Consider the following 18,424-nt stretch of genomic DNA (forward strand, 5'->3'; position numbering starts at 1 on the left):
TCGTTTACAGGTTCTGTGCTTTATGTTGAAAGCAAGTGGAAACTAAAAATGAAAAGTACGGATTTTGATCAGGCAGGAGTTAGTACAGATGTGTCAACAAGTTGTACAATTGGGGCAAACTGTTAGTATGTGGGTTGTCAAGGGTCGGCGTACCTTGTTACGTAAAAATTCTCAGCGGCTGGGGTACGTCGGTTACTATCCCGTATTTAATGCACCAGGTATTCTGACGGTGTTTTTCCAAACTGTTTCTTGAAGCACTTATTGAAATACGATAAGCTGTTAAACCCGACCGCATAGGCCACCTCGGTAATATTTCCCGATTTTTGTTCCAGCAGGTGCTGGGCCCGTTTCAGCCGAACTGCCCGGATAAACTCGGTAGCCGAATGGTCGGTCAATGCCTTGAGCTTTCGGTGCAGGTTGGTCCGGCTCATGCCAATTTCCCGGCTAAAAAATACAACGTCAAAATCCGTATTCGCAATATTGTCTTCTAGGATCGCCATGGCTTTTTTCAGGAATTTCTCATCGGTGGAAGTTACGGCGATCTCGGAGGTTTTCAGATCAAGCGAACGGCTGAACCGTTCCCGGAGTTTTTTCCTGCCTTCGATAAGGTGGTGTATCCGTACCCGAAGCTCTTTCATATCGAAAGGTTTGGTCAGGTAGGCATCTGCACCCGTATCCAGTCCGCCGATTTTGCTTTCCGAATCGGCGCGGGCGGTAAGGAGGACAAAGGGGATGTGGCTGGTCCGCTCGTCGTTTTTCACCTTTTCACTTAGGTTAATGCCGTCCATTACGGGCATCATCACATCGGAAATAATCAAGTCCGGTACGCTTGTAGCGGCGATCGTAAAGCCCTCTTGTCCATTATCGGCTTCCAGGATCCGGTACTGGTTTTGCAGGCTTTGTGCGAGAAAATGCCGGAGTTCCGGATTGTCTTCGACGATTAGCACGGTAGTCCTGATCGCCAGGTGGTTGAGGGAGCGTTTCCCGGCTGGCTTTGGTGCTTGCGGTATCCAGGCGGTATCCAGTGCGCCCTCCGATTGCTTCAGCCCGGGAATCGCTCCGGGTTCGGCCCGCTCCAGGGTCAACTCAACGGTGAAGCAGGTTCCCGAATCGGGGCTGCTTTCCACCTGGATGGTTCCTCCCTGAAGCTCGGTGAGTTCCCGGACCAGTGCCAGGCCAATCCCGGTACCTTCGTAGCTGCGAGTGGCCGAAGCCTCTCCCTGGAAAAAGCGGTCAAAGATATAGGGCAACCTTTCGGCGGGGATTCCGATGCCGTTGTCGGCGATTTTGAATTGTAGCCGGACGTCTGCTTCGGTTTGGGCCGGGCAGGAAACGTCAAACCTGACGGTTCCGGAAGTTGGGGTGAATTTGTAGGCATTGATCAGGAGGTTGGAAAGCACCTTCTCCAATTTATCGGGATCAAAATTTAGGTAGATCGGGCCTTTGGGATAACTGCCGGAAAAAGCGATTTGCTTGCTCTCAAACTGGGAGGAAAAGGTGCCGGCCAGTCTTTTGGCAAAGCCGACGATTTCTCCGGGTTCCTTTTCCAGGGTTAATTTGCCAGCTTCCAGTTTGGAAAGGTCGAGCAACTGGTTGACCAATTGGAGCAGTCGATCGGCGTTTCTTTTTATCAGGCGATGGCTTTCCTGCAGGATTGAAGGAGATTTTTGTTCGTCCTCGAGGCGGTCCACCGTGCCGGAGATCAGGGTAAGGGGGGTTCGGAATTCGTGGGAAATATTGGCAAAAAAGTCCGATTTGGTTTTGTCCAGGTCGCGCATTTTTTCGGTTTCCAGCCGTTTTACCTCCATATCCAACAGGCTTGTTTGTAGGGACCGCTTGGTTTGGGCATATTCGACCGCTAACAATGCAGAAAAGGAAACGGCTGCAGAAAATACGGCCAAATCCAATGTGATGGCTGTATCATAGGGAAACCCTGGTAATACGTTGCCATGGAACAAGCAAAATAATGACCAGAACACAAAACTCCCTAGCCAACCAAAAAAATTACCCAGGCACCTTTACTATTTTTCCGTACTGCTCTCCAGCTAACCAGAGCGGCCACTAAAGGGCCCATCGTAAGGTAATACGGCCAATAATAATTTGCTGCTTCATAAGGCCATTTCCAAGAGGGAATAAATAGCAAAGCGGAAACGGTGGCAAACCAAAACAATCGATCGAGCTTCTCTCTGGCAAATGAATACACGGCAAGTAGTCCCCATATGATGAATGTGCTAAAAAACAAGCAACTGATCAATCCAATCACAAAATAGGAATCTCCTTCCCTGGGCATAAAGCGGAAAACATGTTCCAAAAAATACCCCAGTGCCAGACTTGACGTAAACAGGCTGTAGAAGAGATTGGTTTTATTGACGGGGAAGGTGATGAAAAAGAATAAATGAAGCAAGGCAAGGAAGAGCAAAAAAGTGGCTTTGCCAACCAATCTGGAAGTTACAAATGCCCGTTTGGATACCAACCGTTTCACGGCCTTATCCATTTGATCCAGCTCAATAACCAAGGTTGGATTGCCTCCCCATAGTCCGAGGAAATTCATGTAGGGATTTCGTTTTGTAAATGAAAAGCGCACTGCCAAAACCTGATGGGGCTTATCTTCAAATTGAAAGCTGAAGGGGACAAAATTTGGATTATAAATGAGTTCCTTTTTGGAATCCTTGCTGACCTGTCCCAACGTATGTACCAACTTTCCATTGAGAAATAGTTCCGATGCCCCTCTTTGAAAAATGGCCATGGACAACGGCGTGTTCAACCATGCGGAATCGACCGCTACATGCAGCCTAAACCAACCAATCTCGGCCTGTCTCAAATCTGTCAGGTAATGGATGTCGGTAGTGGGGTCAATAGGCGACCAATCGCTGTCGTCAAAATCAGGATGTGCCCAGGAGGGATCGTCTCCCGGATGAAATTTCCAGTTCTGATTGAGGATAATCGGATTGGTGTCAACTTCGAAAAGGATCACACTGGTTGAATCCATCGGTGTTGCTTCACTCGTATGGGAATAGAGAAAAAAGCACAACAGGCAGATGAGCGGCAGCGGATGCACAGCTATGCTCCTATGAAAATGGACAGGAGCGAAACCAATAGCCTCCCGACAGATTCTCTTTTGTGTAAGTCTACCGTATGTAAAAGTGAAATGCATCAAAAATAGAAAATTAACGATGGGTTATTTGGAAAATAATATACGAATAATTTATTATACGGCTATACTTCCGTATATAATTGGCTGTTAATTTTTTCTACTTTTTCCCGGTTGCTGGATTGCTATTTAAACACTACCAAATTAGTAAATCAACGATACCTCCTGTTAGCACGGATGTTCCAGGAAGTTGTCCATATGTTCCATTTTGAGGATGACTGGTATCGATCACCCAAAAACGGTAGGTTTTTCGTGTAGGTTCGTATCGGCAGCTACCAAAAGGAAAAGCGGGCGAAATGGAAGGGTAGCTTTTTGAGGATCAACCGGGCTTTGTTTTAATTTTACCGATTTCCCCCTATATTTAAGCCAGTGCTTCACCTGTATTTCCGAATTAACGAGTTACCCAATGACCAAAAACTACGCTTGTATCTTTTCCATCCTGTGTTTTACCGTTTTTTTTTCCTGCTCCGAACCGGCAGCCGAAGAAAAACCCTACAATATTTTGTTTATTGCCATTGATGACCTACGACCCGAACTGGGGGTGTATGGCAATGACATCATTCAGACCCCAAATCTGGATGCCATCGGTAATGGCGGATCCGTTTTTCTCAACCATTACGTGCAGGTACCCACCTGTGGTGCCTCCCGGTGTAGCATTTTGACCGGCATGCTGCCGCAGACCACCAATCATCTGCAGAATTCTGCCATAGAGCAGTTTCTATCCAACGAGCCGGAAAAAGAACGACCGGAAAGTTTTGTCCATCATCTCAAAAGAAACGGCTATTACACGGTCGGGATAGGAAAAATCAGCCATTCCGTGGATGGCTTGTGGTATGGCTACGAAGAAAGCCCCGAGGGAGCCAAAATGGAAATGCCCCATAGCTGGGACGAGATGCTGTTCGATGCCGGCAAATGGGGAACGGGTTGGAATGCCTTTTTTGGCTACGCAGACGGCTCCAACCGGCAGGGGAAAAACAAGCAGGTCAAACCCTACGAAGCAGGAGATGTGGATGACCTGGGCTATCCGGACGGACTTTCTACCCAGCTGGCTGTCAAAAAACTGAAAGAACTTTCGACGAAAGGCCAGCCCTTTTTTATGGGATTGGGTTTATTTAAGCCCCATCTGCCCTTTACGGCACCCAAAAAATACTGGGATCTCTATGACCGTGCGGATATTCCACTGTCTCCCTTTCCGGATTTACCCGAAAACGTTCATCCCAGCAGCCTTCAGGGTAGTGGTGAATTCAATCAGTACCAGTTGGGAGAGGAGAAAGCCGGACTGGACCGGAAGCTTTCCGACGAATATGCCAGGAAACTCCGGCATGCTTACTATGCGGCCGTCAGCTACAGCGATGCCCTGGTGGGCAAGGTACTGGAAGCACTGGAAGAAGAAGGCCTGGCAGACAATACCATCATCGTGGTTTGGGGAGACCATGGCTGGCATTTGGGAGATCACCGGGTCTGGGGGAAACATACCACCTTTGAAATGGCGGTGCGCAGTCCGCTGATGATCAAGGTTCCAGGAATGGCAGCCCGAAAAATAGGAAATGAACTGCCCGTTAGCAGTATCGACCTGTATCCTACCTTGATGGAACTGACGGGTATTCCCACCGATTTCCCATTGGACGGGCAGTCGCTGGTGCCCTTGATGAAAAGCGGAAGGGACGCTCAACGAGCGGCAATGGCTTTTAGTTATTTCAGAAATGGCATTTCCATGCGCACCGATCGGTACCGGCTCACCCGGTATTTCCGGGAGGCAGAACCCACGCTAGAGCTTTTTGATCACCAGAACGACCCCATGGAAACGGTAAACATTGCCGGGGAATTTCCGGAAATCGTCGCAGCGCTATTGCCTCAGTTAGAAAAGGGCAATACTGGGTTGTACGCAAACAGGGATAATTGACGAAAACTATGGAAAGGAAAAAACCATTACCATCCTACACCAGGCACTTTCTGCTTCTTGTTATCGCCTGTGCTGCATTTTCCTGCGGATCCGCCAAGGAAAGCGGCGAAGAGGTTGCATCAAAACCCAATATCATCTACATACTTGCCGATGACCTAGGGTATGGCGATCTGAGTTTTCTGGGGCAGGAAAAATTTCAAACGCCGCATATCGATGCCTTGGCAGCCCGGGGCATGGTGTTTACCCAACATTATGCGGGAACGACGGTTTGCGCTCCGTCCCGCTCGGCCTTGATGACCGGCTTGCATACCGGGCATACGCCGGTACGCGGTAACCGAGGTCTGAACGGGGGCCAATACCCTTTACCGGAATCCACGCAAACCTTACCAAAGGTATTGAAAAATGCGGGGTACGTAACGGGCGCTTTTGGGAAATGGGGATTGGGCTATCCCGGTTCTACGGGCGATCCCCTGGTACAAGGCTTTGATGTTTTTTTTGGATACAATAGCCAGACCATTGCCCATAATTACTACCCCAGGGAATTAAACGATAACGATGCCATCTTGACCCTGGAGGGCAATCAGGGTGCCGAAGAGGGGCAATATGCGCCGGAACTGATTCAGGAACGACGGTTGCAGTTTATCGAAGCGAACAGAGACACTACCTTTTTCCTATACATGCCGTCCATTATTCCCCATGCGGAGTTATTCGCGCCGCAAGCGTATATGGAAACGTTTCTGAAACGAACCAATCCGGAGCCACCTTATCAATACGAAAGCCTGCTGGGCCCCGAAACGCCCTACCAAGGGGTAGACGATCCGGACCATCCCCGGTACAAAGTGGGCGGTTATGGATCCCAGCCCTATCCCCATGCCGCTTTTGCGGCCATGGTGACCCTGTTGGACGATCAGGTAGGACAGATTGTGGCCAGGCTGGATTCCCTCGGTATTCTGGAAAATACCCTGATCGTATTTAGCTCTGATAATGGTCCCCATCTGGAGGGAGGAGCAGATCCCGATTACTTTAACAGCAATGGACCCTTTCAGGGATACAAGCGGGATTTACACGAAGGAGGGATTCACGTACCCATGATCGCCAGCTGGCCGGCAAAGGTGAAAGCGGGCAGTCAAACGGATCATGTCAGCGCTTTTTGGGATGTTTTGCCCACACTGGCCGAAGCAGCGGGTGCGCGTTACCAACAAAGCATTGACGGAATTTCCTTTTTGCCTACCCTTTTGGGAGAAGGCGAACAGGAGACCCATCACCATCTTTATTGGGAATTTCACGAGCAAGGAGGCAAGCAGGCGGTACGCATGGGCAAGTGGAAGGGAATCCGCCTGAATGTTTTTGCAGGTAATCAGGAAATTTTGCTGTATGACCTTGAGCAGGACCCCGGCGAAACCCGAGACCTGAGCAAAGATCATCCCGAGATCGTGGCAGAAATGGATCGATTGATGGAGGCGTCCCGGATGGAAGATCCGGAATGGCCTTTCCGTTCGAAAATAGAAACCGAAAACTAGTAGCAAGAATGAGTAACGTAACGACTTGCCTTTTGATGCTGAGCGCTTGTGCGCTTTGGACGTCGGGTTGTACCTCTGATGAAGATCCGTTTAGTAGCTGGGAACAGTACCGGGGGAGTTCCACGGCTGCTCAGTTTTCCAGTTTGGATCAACTTACCAAAGAAAATGTACACCTGCTCGAACCCGCCTGGACCTTTCACACGGGCGACAAGCGGGAGCGAACACCCATGGAATGCAATCCCATCGTCCTGGGAACGACCATGTACCTGACTTCGCCACAGTTGGATCTCATCGCCCTGGATGCAGCGACAGGCGAGGAGCTTTGGCGTTTTGATCCGGAGAAGTACGGGCAATCTGGTGGCGTCAATCGAGGCGTTACGGCGTATACAGCAAGCGGTAAAACCCGTATTTTTATGGCAGCCGGGCACCTGTTGTTTGCCCTTGATGCGGAATCAGGAGCGCTGGTAGAAGCATTCGGGGAAAAAGGCATGTTGGACCTACGCAAGGACCTGGGGCGGGATCCGGAAACGCTTTCGGTATCCTTAAACACGCCGGGGATCGTCTATAAGGATCTGTTGATCATTGGATCGGCAACCGGGGAAGGATACGATGCCTCTCCGGGACATGTCCGCGCCTATTCCGCCGAAACGGGTGATTTTCGGTGGATTTTCCATACCATCCCGCAGGAAGGGGAATACGGATACGATACCTGGCGCTGGGTGGAGGGCGAAAATTACGGGGGCACCAACAATTGGGGCGGTTTGAGTCTGGACGAAGAAAGCGGATGGGTATACGTGGCCACCGGATCGCCCACCTACGATTTTTATGGGGGCAACCGCATCGGGGAGAACCTTTACGGCAATTCCATCCTTGCCCTGGATGCCAGCACCGGGGCCTACCAATGGCATTACCAGGCGGTAAGTCACGATATTTGGGATTACGACCTGCCCTGCGCACCGACCCTGGCAGACTTTCCCATGGATGGAAAAATGGTCAAGGCGCTGATTCAGCCGACCAAGATGGGGGAATTGATACTGCTGGACCGGGAGACCGGACAACCCTTGCTTGATTTGGAAGAGCAACTGGTGCCACCTTCCTATGTGCCCGGAGAAGTAGCCCATCCAACGCAAAAAATCGGACAGGGAATTCGGGTCGTCCCGCAGGGGCTGGACAGTACGTATTTGACGACGATTTCCGAGGAGGCAGCGACCTATGCAAAAAGCGAATTCAGAAAATACCGCAACGAGGGTATGTACACACCGCCCAGCCTGGAGGGCTCCCTTACCTTTCCGGCCACTCGTGGCGGCATGCTGTGGGGCGGGCTTTCCCACGATCCGGAAAACCACATGGTCTATGTGAATGCCAATGAAATCCCCATGGTACTTCAGCTAAGGAACCTTTCCGGGGATTTCGAGGAGGGAGATTTGGTCAGCGGGCCCGGTTCTGGCAGGTACATTTACCTGTCCAATTGTTCCAATTGCCATGGGGCAAATCGACAGGGCCTGGGGGAGGCATTCCCGGCTCTGACGGACCTGAAGGAGCGGTACGACCGTGAATCCGCAAAAAAGATCATTACCGGAGGCAATGGGGTGATGCCTGCTTTTCGCGGTTTTGGAGAGGAGCAATTGGACGCCTTGCTCGGTTATCTGTTGGACGAAGTACCCGCTACGACCCCTGAGGAATCGGGTGCAGCAGAAAAGGAAGCCATGGACCGGTACGTATTGCAAGGGTTTCGCATTTTTACAGACGAGGAAGGTTTTCCCGCGAGTCGACCACCCTGGGGAACATTGAATGCCATTGACCTGACCACCCAAACCATCAAATGGAAAGTGCCCTTGGGTGAATATCCCGAATTGAAAGCCCGGGGTGTGGCGCCTACGGGTACCCAAAATTTCGGAGGTTGTGTGGCCACAGCCGGAGGACTGGTGTTTATTGGAGGATCAGCCGACGAAATGTTCCGGGCTTTTGATGCGGAAACGGGAGAAGTGCTTTGGGAATACCAGCTGCCTGCCGGAGGCTATGCGGTGCCTTCGGTGTATGAAGTGGAGGGCAGGCAATACGTGGTCATCGCCGCTGGAGGGGCCAATCGCCTGGGTACCCCGGCCGGAGATGCGTATGTGGCCTTTGCTTTACCGGAGGAGTAAATTTGAGCAACGAGTTTGAAATCGAAAATGTGAGGACGTAAACAAAATCGTTCACCACAGATGGTCACAGATTAGCGCGGCTATTTTTAATACGATGCATTTGGATCACATGCCGCTTTCGCTGGTACTGCGAAGTAACAAGGTAAACGATAGGCTCTAAAAGACAAAACTCCCTCTGCGATTGCGGAGGGAGTTTGCCTGTTCTGTTTTTTAAGATGTTATTTTTTTGCAAAGGGAACGCAATCCGGCAAGCATTTATTCGCTAATAGTTCCCTGCTCGTCAATGCTGAGTTCTTTTCTTTCGCCGTCTTTCTCCAGTCGCACGGCAAAAATCAGGTTGTTCGCTTCTTTCCGGGCGCTTACCCGCGTGATGGCGTAATCCGGGTACTTGCTTTGAAGAATCGTTTGCAGGTTTTCCGGTAAGGGGTCTTCGTAAGGGATGGTGTTGGAAAACCGCCGTTCCGAGATGGCTTCGGATTTTCGCTCGATAAATTTGTTCGTGCCGTCTGCTTGTTTTTCCAGATCGAAAGCATCGTATAGCTCTCCAATGGCGGTATAGGACTCAAAGCTCAGCTTGTCGCCTTCGATGTGAATGACTTGAAACAATTGGGTGTTTTCAGCGGCCCGGTCGCGGTCGGCCTCTAGATCATCCCATGCGTTTTTGCGTAGCTCGTACATCTTTCCTCCACTTACGGACACCACGTATACCGTTCCGGTTTTGTCCCGCGCGTTCACGCCGTCCAACACATTGTCTCCCGGAGATACGCGTCCCCGTGCGTAGCTGTGGTCGTGTCCCTGCAGGGCCAGGTCGACCTTGTATTTGTCAAAGAGTGGCTTCCACGCTTCCCGAAGCCGGGCATTGTCTCTTCCTTCGGAGGCAGAGAACAGTGGATGGTGGTAAGTGACAATGGTCCATTTCTGGGGATTATTGGCCAAAACTTCTTCCAGCCAGGGGATTTGTTCTGCCTGCATCACGTTGCTGTTCAGAGAAATGATCCGGGCGTCCTGGTAGTCCATGTAGTAGACCGTTTCGGCTAATTCGTCCAGGCCTTCGGGTCCGTTTTCGGGCAAGGTAAACTGGGGTTTCCACTGCAGGGAAAGTCTGCGTTCCGCGTCTGCCCCGTCCCATTCGGGAATGCTGCGGTATTCGTGGTTTCCGGGCGTAGAGAGGGAGGGAACCATGCTGTGTATAAAACCTCCTGCGGTAAACCATTCGTGCCATTCCTGATCCCGGTGGGCAGTATTCACCAAATCTCCCGCGTGAATGATAAATTTGGCATCCGGTGCCTTACGGTACCCTTCCCGAATCAGCCGGGCCCACAGTTCCAGAATGTAATTTTGTGTGTCGCCCACATAGAGAAAGGCAAACGGTGCGTCCTTGTCGGTGGATGCCGTGCTAAATTGAATCCATTCGCTCCAGGTATCCCCATCGCCGACCCGATAGGCATAGGTGGTGGCTGGCTGCAGGTCGGAAAAGGTTACGGAATGGTAATGCGCCTTAACGCGGGCTACTTCCACCGAGGAGGCATCCAGTAATTCTGTTTTGGCAGGCAGCGTAGTTGCGTTACGCCAGAACTTGGGTGCGCCATCTGCCACCGCAATTTCCGCAAAAGTCTGGGTGATGCTGGTGTCGGTTCTCCAGGTGACACTGGCCTGATGGGCGGGGTCCGCGCCAAAATTCAGCACAATCCGATCCGGATAATACGAAGGTTTGCTCCATTCTTCGCGAAAAGATGGGGCTTTGTAGATGCGGTATTCCTGGGCCATGCTCCATTGGCAGGCGGCAATTAGTAACAGGGTAACAAGAAGGTTTTTCATTTTTTGGGAATGCTTTGAATGGATATCGAGCAAGGTACGAAAATCAGGTTTGGATTTCAACGAATGGTATCAAACAAAGCTACGAAAGCGGGGTTACACGTGTGTTACGAAAATGGTAAGTATTGATGAAAAGATTGTGAAAAACCGGATTGGTATAACAGCAGAAACCGAGGCAGTTTTCGTACCAAAAGACAATTGGTTGGTCTCATATACTTTAAAAACTCGTTTTAAAGGAGGACCAGCATAAGCTACCTTCCCGACGCGTCGGGACAATCTACCCAGCTGAATGGGTTAAGAAAAGTTTTAAATCAAAAAAGCCTGGGGAACCCCAGGCTTTTAAGCGGAATGGACGGGACTCGAACCCGCGACCTCCTGCGTGACAGGCAGGCATTCTAACCAGCTGAACTACCACTCCAATATTTATCTGTTTAATAGCTCGAACTCGCGACCTTCCCGATGCGTCGGGACATTCTAACCAGCTGAACTACCACTCCAATATTTATCTATTTAATAGCTCGAACTCGCGACCTTCCCGATTCGTCGGGACATTCTAACCAGCTGAACTACCAATCCAATTTTAGTCATTAACAGCGATTAGCCATCTTGATCACCGAATTTTTGCTAGCGAACTCCCTCGATTAATCAGGTATCCTTTCGGTTTTTGGTGTTAATTGTTTTGTACCTCTCTTTTGAAGTGATGCAAAGGTAGGCGATTGTTTTTTTTCACACAAGGCCAACCAGAAAAAAATATGATAGGGATATTTATTGGTTTCATACTCAACGAGATTAATTTCCCTGGTCGCCGCTAATCCGCAGGCGAGGTGGCGCGTTTCTAAATGCATTAGGGGTGGCACAACCGTTTAGGGGGATAATTTCACTCCCAAACTGGCCGGGGGATCGTAAGTTTTGCTGAGTAAAGGCCGTTTTAATCGAAATTTATTTTTACCTTATGCTATTCGTTTGTAAACGTTTTAACCGTATCCAGCCTTTGAAAGAATCTCAATTACATCAGGAAATACCCATTTTTAAAAACTTACAGGAATACCTGCGGGAATTCGTTTATGGTGGAATCGACGGTGCGGTCACCACTTTCGCTGTAGTGGCCGGCGCGGTAGGAGCCAACCTAGATCCCATCGTAATTATCATCCTCGGATTTGCCAACCTATTTGCAGACGGGCTTTCCATGTCCATCGGAGCCTACTTGTCCTCCAAATCGGAAAAAGAAAATTACGCCAAACACAAAAGCATCGAATACTGGGAAGTAGACAATTTACCCGAAAAGGAGCGCGAAGAAATTGAAGTGATTTACCGCGAAAAAGGCTTCAAGGGAGAATTACTCCAGCAGGTAGTGGATGTCATTGTATCCGACCGGCACCGCTGGGTGGACGAAATGATGAAAGATGAATTGAACATGATGGAAGAAACCAAAAGTCCGTTCAAAATCGGATTGGCCACCCTCATTTCATTTATTCTCGTTGGGTTTATCCCCTTGACCGTTTACGTGTGGGATTACTTTTACACCGTTGCCTTTGATGTGTTTTTCTGGACTTGCCTTTTGACCGGAATGGCATTTTTATTTGTGGGCGCACTGAAAAGCTGGGTCAATCAAACAGGACTTTTTCGAAGTGTTATGGAAACACTTTCTCTCGGCTTCATCGCTGCCTTGGTAGCTTATTATGTGGGAGATTTGTTGGAAACCTTCCTCCTGCAATAATAAAAAAAGGAGCCGATGGTTTGCAAAGACTCCTGGTATGGGTTTATAGTAACTGACTACAGCTATATTTTTTGGCAAAAGCCTCATTTCGCACGTAGTGTTTTGGAATGATTGCTAAACTTAGTAAAATCAACTGGAAGGACAAGCCGCTTGCCCAACTATCTGCCAGAAAAAAAAGAAAAAAATACAAAAATCTGTATATTTTATTTTCACGAAATAAAATTATGTGTTTTTCAGTCGGTTAAGAGTAAAATAAGTGTTTTAATTACATTTAATAATACTAGTTAGTGCTACCATTTTTGCTTTACGCAGGTCGGTGTAGAAGGGTTGTTGGCCCAAATTAATCCTTGCATTTGCTCAATTTTTCATGACGGGCGAGTACTAATTTTTATTAGCTAAATTTTTGGTTATATGCGTAAAAATACCTAAAATTAGCTATCATTCTTAAAAAGATGCTACCTAAGGTGCCGTTTTCATTCAGTACGGTTAACAGGTGCGTTGGGCTTGGCTTTTTAAGATCGTTCTAATTCAATTACCTATAAACCTAATTTTGTAATCTATGAAACACCTTATCAAACGCAGGGTTAGACAGACCCTGCTTCGCGCATTACTGTCCCTCTTTTGGGTCGGCAGTATGCTGGGTAGTGGCAATCAACTGTTTGCCCAGCAACGGACCGTCACCGGGACCGTAACCTCTGCCGATTCCGGCGAAACCCTTCCAGGCGTAAACATTTTAGTGAAAGGAAGTTCGGTCGGAACGGCTACCGACATTGAAGGAAAGTACAGCATTCAAGTGCCTTCTGCCGACGCCGTACTGGCTTTCTCCTTTATCGGTTTTGAAGTACAAGAGATTCGGGTTGGGAATTCGAGCAGCCTGGATGTGGCCATGCAGCCAGAGCTGTCTGCACTTTCAGAAGTGGTGGTGGTTGGCTACGGTACACAGGAACGCGCCAAGGTTACCGGGGCCATTTCTTCGGTAAGCAGCGAGCAAATTCGTGCCCTGCCGGTTCCTAACCTCGCCTCCGCCATTCAGGGCAGGGCAGCCGGGGTAAGCGTGACCAACTCGGGAGCTCCGGGGAGCAACCCCATCGTCCGGGTACGGGGTATCGGGACAGTCGGAAACAACGATCCCTTGTATGTAATCGATGGGGTACCTGCTGGAGGCCTGAATCAGATCAATCCGGCGGATATCGAGTCCATAGAGGTATTGAAAGACGCTTCGGCCGCGGCCATTTACGGGTCAAGGGCGGCGAATGGTGTCGTATTGGTGACCACCAAGAAAGGAAAGCAGGGTGCCCCCCGGGTGTCCGTAGATTCCTATTACGGCACCCAAACAGCCTGGAAGCAATTGGATTTACTCAACCGGGAGCAGTACCTGGATTTTGGCAGGGATTTATTGGCCAATGGGGGGGAGCCTGCCCCGCAGCGTTTTGATAACCTCGGGGAGTTTGCCAATGTGGATACCGACTGGCAGGCAGCGATGTTTCGCTCGGCGCCCATACAAGATCACAATGTGGCGATCAGTGGAGGTACCGAAAGCGTCTTGTACAATGTGTCGGTCGGTTATTTCCAGTAGGAGGGTATCATGCGGGGAACGGGTTTCGAACGGGTTTCTTTCCGAAGTAATACCGATTTTAAAATCAACGACCGCATCAGCATCGGGCAGACGTTAACCCTCGCCTATTCGGACCGGGACAACGAACCGTTTTCCGGTGGTAGAAGCCAAATCGAACACATTGTCAAGCAGGTGCCGTATATTCCGGTCAGGGATGCCAGCAGGCTGGGAGGCTTCCGTTCCCCGGACCGAGTGGACGGTTCCGATCCGGAAAATCCGGTGCTTAATGCCGAATTGCGTACCAACCGCCAGCAAGATTTTAAAATTCTGGGTACCGGCTATATCGATGTGGATATTTACGACGGCCTTTCCTACAAGTTTCTGGTCGGTTTGGATATAGGCCTGGGCACGCAGGATCAATATACGCCGCGGTTTGATGCGGGAGATTTTAATTTCCAGCCTTTTGCATCCATCCAGCAAAACAGGTCTACGTTTGTGTCTCCTTTGATCAGCAACCAACTTTCCTATAGCAAGACTTTTGGAGATCATTCCATCGATGCGCTTGCGGTACTTGAGCAACAGACCTTTAAACAAACTGGCCTGCAGGGTTCCGGGCAAAATTTCCTGACCAACGACGTGCGGGTGTTGCAAGGAGTACAAAATCAAACCACCAGCGGAAATCAAACCGAATATGCATTGATAAGCTACATCGGTCGGATTAACTACGACTACGCACAAAAATACCTGATTAGTGCCTCTGTTCGACGAGACGGTGGTTCCCGATTTGGTCCGGCCAATAAGTGGGGTACGTTCCCTTCCTTATCGCTGGGTTGGAGGATCAGCGAAGAGGGATTCATGCAGGCCCTTCCTGCGGTCAGCGACCTCAAACTTCGCGCAAGCTACGGAGAGACCGGAAACGACCGCATCGGCGATTACGTGTATCAAGGGACCATCAACAGTAACTTCTTTTACAACTTTGCCGGTTCGCTACAGGGAGGAAGTACGATTTCCTCCCTGGCCAATGCCGATTTGCGATGGGAGACCACCATCATGCGGAACATTGGCCTGGACCTGGGATTGTTCAACGACCGGTTTAGCCTTTCTGCAGAGTGGTTTGATAACACCACGGAGGGAATGATCCTGGGCGTGCCAATTCCCCCCTCACTGGGATACGACGGGGCACCGGTAGCCAATGTTGGAAACGTGTCCAACAGAGGGCTGGAATTTACGGCCGGTTACCGAAAGTACTCCGGCGCCTTTCAATTCTCCGTGGATGGAAATATAGGTTTTGTCAACAACGAATTGACTTCTCTGGGCACGGGCAATACCATCTTTGGACCCGGTTTTCAGGGGGATCAGATGACCTTTACCGAAGAGGGGCAACCCATTGCGTATTTCTATGGCTGGCAAACGGACGGTATCTTTCAGCAGGGTGAAGATACCAGCATGCAGCCAAATGCGTCACCTGGCGACATTCGCTTTGTGGATGTAAATGGAGATGGCACTATCTCAGATGCGGACCGAACGTTTTTGGGGCATTACCTTCCCGACTTCACGTATGGAGTAAATTTTTCAGCCAATTACAAAAATTTCGACCTGAACGTCTTCATGCAGGGCGTCCAGGGAAATGAAATTTTCAACTTGTTGCGTTTTCATACCGAAGGCATGACCCGTTTGTTTAATGCCGGTACCCAGGTGTTGGATCGTTGGACGCCCGAACGTCCCGATACCGATATTCCCCGAGCGGTTTCCGGTGATCCCAACCGAAACGCCCGGGCCAGTTCGCGCTGGATAGAGGACGGTTCGTATTTCCGGATAAAGAACCTTTCTCTTGGGTACACCATTCCGGGGGCAGCTCTCGAATCGTTTAGTCGAGGCACCATCTCCTCCCTACGGCTATACCTTTCCAGTCAGAATTTGTTGACCCTGACCAATTATTCCGGTTACGATCCGGAGATTGCCGTGCGCACAGGCGTGGATTCTACCCTGGGTACCGGCATTGATTACGGGCAGTTCCCGGCTGCACGAACCCTGATGGCAGGTGTACAACTTACCTTTTGATTCCACTTACAAGACACGAAAACCATGAAAACGAAATATATAAGCATGTTTATAGCCCTCTTTGTAGGAATGGTTTCCTGCGATGAGGAAAAGTTGGAACCGGTAAACCCCAATCAGTTGGGTATTGAAACCTTTTACCGCTCCGGTCCGCAATTGGAAGCGGCGGTCAATTCAGTCTATGCGGGACTACAGGCAAATAATTTGTACAACCGCGAATACTTCTTCCTGCAAGACCTCCTCTCTGACGACTGTGATACGGGTGGACCCCAATTGGAAGCTCCCCGTGCCCAGGTTCTCAATCATGTGTTCGATGCATCGAATCCCCTGGTCACGGCCAATTGGCGGGGTTGGTTTCGCGTGGTTCACCGGGCAAACCTGGTTTTGGAAAATGCCGACAAGGCGGTAGAAGAGATTACGGATGGCCTTCGAAATAGAATTTTGGGGGAAGCCTATTTCCTCCGGGCATTGGCTAATTTTGAATTGGTGAGTTTGTGGGGTCCAATCCCATTGATGACCTCTTCCGCCGAGTCGCCGGACGGCTTACCCCGGACCTCGGAGGGAGAAGTATACCAGACTATCTTTGCCGATCTTGGGGAGGCTATTTCTCGCCTGCCATTGAAAAGCGAGTATGCCTCGGAAGACATCGGTAGGGCCACCCGTGGGGCGGCACAGGCACTAGCGGCCAAGGTGCACCTATTCCGCGGAAACTTTGCCGAAGCGCGTCCCTTCCTGGAAGCGGTCATCAATTCCAACGAGTATGCATTGGTCGATCGCTATTTGGATAACTTTGAAGCAGAAAATGAAAACAATTCCGAATCCGTATGGGAGGTGCAGTTTTCGGAAGAATTCGGTAATGCGGGTGGCTGGAACGCAGATGGAAGCAATATCGCGGAGGTAACGTTTCGCGGTCAGGAATACGGACCTACTGCCTGGAGAAACGTCATCCCTTCCATCAGCCTGGTGGAAGCCTACGAAACCGTAGAAAACGGTGCCGAAAAGGACGATCCGAGAGGAAGGTATACGTTCTTCCGAATTGGAGATACGTACAATAACGGACAAAGCGTATTGACCGCAGATAAAGTACAGGGTGCGACCGATCGTCCCAGCTGGAGAAAGTACCAGGCCATTTACAAGCGAGAAAACGAAGACACCAACTCCGGCATTAATTTCCGGGTGATCCGCTATGCGGATGTGTTGCTGATGATGGCTGAGGTGGAAAACGAGACATCCGGACCCGCAGCTGCTTTGCCGTATATCAACCAGGTACGAGCCAGAGCAGATGTGGACATGCCTCCGTACCCGACGGCCCAGTATCCAACCGATAGCCGGGAAGAAATGCGGCTGGCCATCATGCACGAGCGTCGGGTGGAGTTGGCAGGCGAACAGATTAGAAACCGGGATATCCGGAGATGGAGGAGACAAGGAACCCTTCCATCCGAGCCAATTCCCGCCTTCCAATCCAGGAACGACGTATTGCCTATCCCATTGGTGGAAATTGACAACAATTCCGCCTTATCCAATGCCGATCAAAATTCCGGCTATTGATCGAAAAAAATTCATGAAAAAAGCCGTTGCAATGCATGCAGCGGCTTTTTCTATTTTCCAGAGAGCGTGTCTTGGCATACCAGCTGGCAACAGCACGCCGTTGGACAGAGTCCGGTGTCACCTGCCTGCTGGTAAGAAGCCCTGGGCAACCAGAAAATCTTCAGTTTCTTTCACGGTCTTCTCGTAAATCTCGCGATTTCGGTAATTAAAAAACCCATGTTCCTCGCCTTCATACAGGATCAATTGACAATCACTTCCCACTTTTTCCATGACCATGGCGTAGTATTCCGCCGTGATAACGGGGATCAACCGATCCCGGGTTCCCAGGAAAAACAGCGTGGGAGGGGCACCCTCAGCCAGGTTGTGCAGGGGAGAAAATTCCGGGTAACGCGAGCCGATGCGTTCGTAACCGTAGCCTCCCGGCCCATTGTCAATGACCGGATTAAACAGCAGCAGTGCCGCCGGTTTGGGACTGATTGGCGGATCCGCCGGCGCGTTGAAACCGGGAATAAGTGCCGTGGCTGCAGCTAGATGGCCTCCTGCCGATCCACCCGAGGCAATGATTCGGCTACTGTCGATTTTCAGTCGTTCCGCATGCATTTTCAGGTATCGGATCGCAGACTTGGCATCTTCCAGAGCGTCAAAGGGGCTTGTCTGATGCCGGGAGCGAACCCGGTAGTCGGCAAGTACAGTTACCAGTCCCTTTTTGGCAAAGTGTTCCGCGTGGGGTTTGAACTGATGCAGGCTTCCTCCATTCCAGCCCCCACCAAAAAAAAATACAATGGCCGGTTGGGAATCTGCCGGGTTTTCCGGGAAATATATTTCCATCTCCAGGCTATCGGTGCCTGCTACTTTGTATAATTCTTTTGCCATCGATTGAGCCACCGCAAAAAACGTGGAAGTATTGCCCGATACTCCCAAAAGAAGGAGCAGAAAGAATGTGATTTTTTTGTTCATGTATGCATGGGTTTTTTGATTGTCATTTGTTGATTTCACTACCTTCCCACTTTTGA

Annotated in this window: 9 protein-coding genes, 1 tRNA gene and 1 pseudogene; 6 read left to right on the forward strand and 5 right to left on the reverse strand. The window is 50.1% G+C overall.

The annotated features are described in order from the left end of the window. Positions 1–206 precede the first annotated feature (206 nt). Together GCU44_RS04315 and GCU44_RS04320 are read right to left on the reverse strand one after the other, a co-directional pair. A complete protein-coding gene (locus GCU44_RS04315; protein ID WP_154854279.1) occupies positions 207–1,901 on the reverse strand; it encodes an ATP-binding protein in 1,695 nt (564 codons plus the stop codon). 86 nt (positions 1,902–1,987) lie between these two features. Then, positions 1,988–2,989 carry a hypothetical protein gene (locus GCU44_RS04320; RefSeq protein ID WP_154854282.1) on the reverse strand — a complete coding sequence of 334 codons (1,002 nt, stop codon included), beginning with the start codon at positions 2,987–2,989 and terminating at the stop codon, positions 1,988–1,990. Positions 2,990–3,557: 568 nt separating this feature from the next. On the opposite strand from GCU44_RS04320, the gene GCU44_RS04325 reads away from it, so the two are divergent. Genes GCU44_RS04325 through GCU44_RS04335 form a run of 3 tightly spaced genes read left to right on the forward strand, consistent with a single transcriptional unit; the run spans position 3,558 to position 8,718 of the window. Beyond that, positions 3,558–5,054 (forward strand): sulfatase, encoded by a 1,497-nt coding sequence (locus GCU44_RS04325; protein WP_154854285.1) that lies wholly within the window; start codon positions 3,558–3,560, stop codon positions 5,052–5,054. Between the two features lie 8 nt (positions 5,055–5,062). Further along, entirely contained in the window at positions 5,063–6,574 is a 1,512-nt protein-coding gene (locus GCU44_RS04330; protein WP_154854287.1) for an arylsulfatase, read from the forward strand. An 8-nt stretch (positions 6,575–6,582) separates the two neighbouring features. Continuing rightward, a complete protein-coding gene (locus GCU44_RS04335; RefSeq protein ID WP_154854290.1) occupies positions 6,583–8,718 on the forward strand; it encodes a pyrroloquinoline quinone-dependent dehydrogenase in 2,136 nt (711 codons plus the stop codon). Positions 8,719–8,973: 255 nt separating this feature from the next. Here GCU44_RS04335 and GCU44_RS04340 read toward each other — a convergent pair whose 3' ends face one another. Together GCU44_RS04340 and GCU44_RS04345 are read right to left on the reverse strand one after the other, a co-directional pair. Further along, complete coding sequence (locus GCU44_RS04340) at positions 8,974–10,536, reverse strand: purple acid phosphatase family protein (protein WP_154854293.1); 1,563 nt, start codon at positions 10,534–10,536, stop codon at positions 8,974–8,976. Between the two features lie 341 nt (positions 10,537–10,877). Next, positions 10,878–10,951, reverse strand: a tRNA-Asp gene (locus tag GCU44_RS04345). A 573-nt stretch (positions 10,952–11,524) separates the two neighbouring features. Here GCU44_RS04345 and GCU44_RS04350 point away from each other — a divergent pair. From GCU44_RS04350 to GCU44_RS04360, 3 genes and pseudogenes are all read left to right on the forward strand, one after another. Beyond that, a complete protein-coding gene (locus tag GCU44_RS04350) occupies positions 11,525–12,250 on the forward strand; it encodes a VIT1/CCC1 transporter family protein (protein ID WP_241684834.1) in 726 nt (241 codons plus the stop codon). Between the two features lie 634 nt (positions 12,251–12,884). Continuing rightward, positions 12,885–15,866, forward strand: a pseudogene (locus GCU44_RS04355) (SusC/RagA family TonB-linked outer membrane protein). Positions 15,867–15,890: 24 nt separating this feature from the next. Further along, the gene (locus GCU44_RS04360) at positions 15,891–17,411 is read left to right on the forward strand and encodes a RagB/SusD family nutrient uptake outer membrane protein (protein WP_154854299.1); all 1,521 of its coding nucleotides are present in this window, start codon (positions 15,891–15,893) and stop codon (positions 17,409–17,411) included. Between the two features lie 117 nt (positions 17,412–17,528). On the opposite strand, the gene GCU44_RS04365 is transcribed toward GCU44_RS04360, so the two are convergent. Continuing rightward, entirely contained in the window at positions 17,529–18,368 is an 840-nt protein-coding gene (locus GCU44_RS04365) for an alpha/beta hydrolase (protein WP_154854302.1), read from the reverse strand. Positions 18,369–18,424 lie beyond the last annotated feature (56 nt).

This window comes from Cyclobacterium xiamenense (assembly GCF_009467825.1).
Taxonomy (GTDB): Bacteria; Bacteroidota; Bacteroidia; order Cytophagales; family Cyclobacteriaceae; genus Cyclobacterium; species Cyclobacterium xiamenense.

Excerpts from the sequence above, each read along its gene's own strand:
- GCU44_RS04325 (WP_154854285.1), top strand. The coding sequence starts at position 3,558 with ATGACCAAAAACTACGCTTGTATCTTTTCCATCCTGTGTTTTACCGTT.
- GCU44_RS04365 (WP_154854302.1), bottom strand. The coding sequence starts at position 18,368 with ATGAACAAAAAAATCACATTCTTTCTGCTCCTTCTTTTGGGAGTATCG.
- GCU44_RS04330 (WP_154854287.1), top strand. The coding sequence starts at position 5,063 with ATGGAAAGGAAAAAACCATTACCATCCTACACCAGGCACTTTCTGCTT.
- GCU44_RS04335 (WP_154854290.1), top strand. The coding sequence starts at position 6,583 with ATGAGTAACGTAACGACTTGCCTTTTGATGCTGAGCGCTTGTGCGCTT.
- GCU44_RS04340 (WP_154854293.1), bottom strand. The coding sequence starts at position 10,536 with ATGAAAAACCTTCTTGTTACCCTGTTACTAATTGCCGCCTGCCAATGG.
- GCU44_RS04320 (WP_154854282.1), bottom strand. The coding sequence starts at position 2,989 with ATGGATTCAACCAGTGTGATCCTTTTCGAAGTTGACACCAATCCGATT.
- GCU44_RS04360 (WP_154854299.1), top strand. The coding sequence starts at position 15,891 with ATGAAAACGAAATATATAAGCATGTTTATAGCCCTCTTTGTAGGAATG.